Below are 4,494 nucleotides of genomic sequence, written 5' to 3'. Positions count from 1 at the left end.
TTCGACATTTCTGATCTCCTTCTCGTCGAAGATCAGCAGACTGCAAATCGTAGCTTATGTCAGTGTCCGAATTTCGGGGGGTAGCTCAGATCAAGTAGATCATGCGGATCATCTCGCTTGAAAACAGCCATCACGATCTCCTCCAGACATATGGCATGCGGGACATTCTAAATGTACACCACGTGACGTTGCCCCCGACTTTTATCTAGTGTGAGCGTGCCTCCGGGTGTGAGTTTTGCCCATTCGGGCGGGTTGGGCAACGGGCCTCGCCATCGACCTGCGCCACGACGGCCTCGGCGCCATCGCCGCGCTGATGGCGCCTCAGAAGAAGGAGGTCGCCTGATGCCCGAGCCCGAGACCCTGCGCGTCCATATTCCGCTTGAACTGCGCCGCCGCGGCGGTCGTCCCCGGATCCTTCCGCCGAAGCACGTCGAGGCCGCCATGGGGCGCGGGCAGGATCCCCACCTCTTGCGCGCCATCGGCCGCGCATGGGGCTGGCGGCAGCGGCTGGAATGCGGCGACGTCGCAACGCTTGCCGACCTCGCCGCTGAGGTGGGCCTATCCGACCGCTACGTCAGCCGCCTCCTGCGCCTCGCGTGGCTGGCTCCCGAAGTCCTCGAGCGGATGGTCGTCCACCGCGAGCCCTCGACGATCAGCATCTATGACCTGTGCTTCGTGGCGTCCCTGCCGTGGGACGAGCAGCCGGGGCGGGTGTTCGACTGAGACGAAGGGTCAGTCAGGGATCGCGTGAAGCCAAACCCGGTCGGGGGAGAGCAACGTCTCACCCGGGTGCAGTTCGTATGTGATCAGCGGCCCATCCTTGCCGGCGGAATAGTCGAGGCACAGCGCGTTCGGAGCCTGCAGGACCGGATCGCCGCTGAGCCAGTAGTGACCGAAGAAGACGGGGCGTTCGTGGGCGGGATAGGTCTGCGCCATCAGGGTTCCCGGTAGTGGGACATCGGGCAGATCATCCGGAACAGGCACCGAGATTGCGATGTCACGCCAGGTCCGGGCCCCTGCATTCCACCATTGCAGTCGGACGTGATCGCGGTGGGTGCCGTCCTTGTCGCGGAATGCAAACCCATCTGGAAGCTGGTGTTCGGGCCCCTTCGTGATTTCCTCGGCAAGGTGGAAAAGCTCGTCGGCAGGGTCAGCCGCGCGGATCAACTGCGCTTCGGACAGAACGCCGCCGTCGGTGAGCGCCCGCACGCGGTCGATCGTGGGGTCGACCCAGCAGGCATGCACGGCGCGGAATCCCTCAGTTTCCAGAAACAGAGGGAGGCTGCGCATCCACGCCAGCGCCTCGCGGGTCTCGCCGGCACCGACGGGGAACTCCGCCAGGAAGCTTGCGTGCTGGCGCAGGTTCTTCTCCGAATGAGCGCGGAGGGGCTGGCCGGTCTTGGGGTGGGCCGTGTGGAAGTGAAGGGCATTGAGCTCGTGGTTGCCCATGATCGCGCGGGCCTTGCCGCTGTCGGTCAGGTCGCGCACCAGGTGAATGACGGCCCGGTTCTCCGGCCCACGGTCGATGAAGTCGCCCAGAAAGACGATGGTCCGCTCCGGGTCGGGGTGGATCCAGCCCGCTGGACTCCGCCGCCATCCGAGGGCACCGAGCGCTCCCCGTAGTTTAGCGATCTGCCCGTGGATGTCGGGGATGATATCGACTGTTCCCATGAGCTCTCCTGAAAATCGTTCCATATGCTGATGGCTGGTTCGCAAGTGCTGTTGGTCACCGCCCCGCGCCTTCTAACGCTAGCGAGCTCAAGCCCTTTTGTCGTCGGGGTTTTCCGGTTCTCTACAGGGGCGGACACCGTCACCGCTACGCGCCATTCGGCCAGCGCACCCAACGGCTGCGCCTCTCGCGTGTTGCGGCTCTGTTCCCGTCGAAGGCGATTGACACAAGGCCAGAATTTTTGGCGGTTTTGAAAGTCAGGTCATTGGAAAGACGCCGAAAAATCCGACCGAACCGAATTTGGCGAGGTTCGCCCGAACAGAGACGTAGCCCCGCTCAGAGCCCGGATTGGGCCTGAGGCGCAGTCTCAGAGGTTCGCATCGGGGAAGCAAAGCCCTTTGAAAACACGACTATTTCCGCGCCGCGTGGGGCGCCTGTCCATGTTCGCAACAGGGATGATGGCGGAGGGAGTGTAACGAATACCGAACTCTCTCCCGTGTCGATGGCTTCGGCACGGGATCGCCGCAGAAATCTGCGCATCAACGACCGTCAGACACTCGGTCTGTAGCAAGAAGAGACGCTCCGCCCGCCCGTACCGTCCACCGCCAGCGCTCCAGCGTGCGGTGTGAAATGTTCCAGCGAGCCGCCAGCTCGATCTGGGAAAGGTGCCTGGTCGCCATGTGAACCTCCTTGGGATTTCTGCGAACACTTGCGGGTTCAACATGGCGGAGGGCGTGGGAGGGCTGAGGGAGGCGAAAGGGGTGCATTCGGGGAGGAATTGATTTGGTCAGAAAAATCCTTTATGTTTCTGACAACGAAAAGCCTACGAGGACCGCTCAGATGACTGGTATTTCTGATAGAATCATGAAGCGCCTTCGTTCGAAGGGACGCGGGAAGTGGGTTTGCACCCCCAAGGACTTCCTCGACCTCGGTAGCCGTGCGGCTATCGATCAGGCGTTGTCGCGCCTGGCAAAGAGTGGCGATCTCCGTCGTGTCGGCCGTGGGCTTTACGATCTTCCCCGCACCAGCGGCGTCCTGAAGCGGCCTGCACCGGTCGACATGGACAAGGCGGTTGCAGCCCTCGCGCGGCGCGATAGTGTTCGCATCATGCCCGATGGCATCGCCGCAGCGAACCAGCTGGGCCTGACCAATGCTGTCCCCGCGAAGACAAGCTATGTGACGGACGGGGCGACGCGGGACGTGAAGATCGGCAATCGGACCGTGCGGCTACGGCATGCAGGTCCGAGTGTGATGGCATGGGCGGGTAAAGCCTCCGCGCCAGTCGCGCAGGCGCTGCGCTGGCTCGGACCGCAAGCAGCGTTGGACACACGGGTTGTGACCACGCTCAAGCGCAAGCTGCCAGATGCCGTGAAAAAGGATCTCGTCCGTAACAGCGGCGGCCTGCCGAGCTGGGCAGCGCCCATCGCGCATAGCCTTGTCGATCCGCAGATCGCCACACCATGAGCGAGAGCTACACGCGGTTTCTCGCGCTTTCAGCTCGCAACCAGAAAGACGTATTCGAGGCGGCTGCTGACCGCCTCGACACGCTTCCGAGCTATGTCGAGAAGGATTTCTGGGTCTGCTTCGTGCTGGACGCGCTCTACAAACGCTTGCCGGAGGGCCACCCGCAACTCTTGTTCAAGGGTGGCACGGCGTTATCCAAGGCCTATGGGCTCATCCGCCGCTTCTCGGAGGACATCGATCTTGTCGTTTATCGGGATGGTCTCGGCTTTGCAGCCGAGCGCGACCCGACGAACCCAGAGGGAATTTCGAACAAGAAGCGCAAGGCCCTGTTCGATGACCTGAAGAACGCCTGCGGCACCTATATACGCGGTGATCTTGCTGAAGCGCTGAAGCCGCTGCTCGACGCGCGTTGCAGCATCATGCCAGACGATGAGGACAGCGATCAGCAAACTCTGCTGATCGAGTACCCGACGCTCTATCCAAGCACCGAGATCTCCTACGTCCTCCCACGCGTGAAACTAGAAGCGGGCGCACGCTCGGCGCTCGATCCCAACGCCACCACCAGCGTGATGCCCTATATCGCAGAGGAACTGACCGACGGATGGTCATTCGCAGTCGACAACATCCACGTCATTGCCCCGCAGCGGACCTACCTGGAGAAACTTCTGATTTTGCACGGCGCGTTCTGCGGTCATCGTGACGAAGGACGGGTACCTGCCGACAGCGACAGGATCTCCCGCCACTACTATGACGTCGCCATGATCACCGGCACGGAGATTGGGCGCTCTGCCCTGGCCGACGACGGGCTGCTTGCGGCCGTGCGCGAACACAATCTCATCGCTTTCAGGCAGGCATGGAAGAAATTCGAAGAGGCCACGCCGGGCTCGATCTGCGTCGTGCCGGCCGCCAAGTTGCGCGCAGCAATCGAGGAGGACTATGCGGCGATGCAGGGCATGATGCTCGGCGAGGCACCGCCTTTCGACTGGATCATGGAACAACTTCAGGTCGCCGAGGACGCAATCAATCGGCGTTAGGAGTATCGGCCTCCAGAAGCCCCCTGATGCGAAGCCGACAGGATCCCCCCGTCGTCTCGATCAGATCGCGCCAATCGGGGTGGCCCTTGGAAGATATCCCGCATACGGCTCGAGACATCGTATTCGAGATCGGCAAACATGACTTCGGTGCTGACGCTCTCCTCGCCATCCTCCCATGCGTTGAAGAGGTACTCGACAATTTGCCGCCTCTTGTCGCCACCAAACTTGAATTGTAAGCGGCGGCTGGCTCCCACCTTCCCCCGGTTCCTCGGACCTGAGATTTCGCGCCTTACGGAGATGGGTGCGGGAGTTTCGCGATGGCGACTA

4 protein-coding genes are annotated in these 4,494 nt (G+C 62.1%); 3 read left to right on the top strand and 1 reads right to left on the bottom strand.

Translation table 11 applies throughout. The features are described 5' to 3' along the window. Nucleotides 1-342: 342 nt before the first annotated feature. The gene (locus BW970_RS20070) at nucleotides 343-723 is read left to right on the top strand and encodes a hypothetical protein (RefSeq protein ID WP_076534715.1); all 381 of its coding nucleotides are present in this window, start codon (nucleotides 343-345) and stop codon (nucleotides 721-723) included. A gap of 9 nt (nucleotides 724-732) precedes the next feature. Here the strand turns inward: BW970_RS20070 and BW970_RS20065 are convergent, their stop codons facing one another. Beyond that, a complete protein-coding gene (locus BW970_RS20065) occupies nucleotides 733-1,671 on the bottom strand; it encodes a metallophosphoesterase (RefSeq protein WP_076534713.1) in 939 nt (312 codons plus the stop codon). Between the two features lie 862 nt (nucleotides 1,672-2,533). Between BW970_RS20065 and BW970_RS20060 the strand changes: the two genes are divergently transcribed. Both BW970_RS20060 and BW970_RS20055 read left to right on the top strand, forming a co-directional pair. Then, a complete protein-coding gene (locus tag BW970_RS20060) occupies nucleotides 2,534-3,133 on the top strand; it encodes a DUF6088 family protein (protein WP_200799323.1) in 600 nt (199 codons plus the stop codon). After that, the gene (locus BW970_RS20055) at nucleotides 3,130-4,167 is read left to right on the top strand and encodes a nucleotidyl transferase AbiEii/AbiGii toxin family protein (RefSeq protein WP_076534709.1); all 1,038 of its coding nucleotides are present in this window, start codon (nucleotides 3,130-3,132) and stop codon (nucleotides 4,165-4,167) included. Before BW970_RS20060 ends, BW970_RS20055 begins: the two co-directional genes overlap by 4 nt. The last annotated feature ends 327 nt before the right edge of the window (nucleotides 4,168-4,494 follow it).

The sequence above is a fragment of the Gemmobacter megaterium genome, from assembly GCF_900156815.1.
In the GTDB taxonomy this organism is placed as follows: domain Bacteria; phylum Pseudomonadota; class Alphaproteobacteria; order Rhodobacterales; family Rhodobacteraceae; genus Wagnerdoeblera; species Wagnerdoeblera megaterium.
This window is presented reverse-complemented; position numbering and strand designations above follow the sequence as displayed.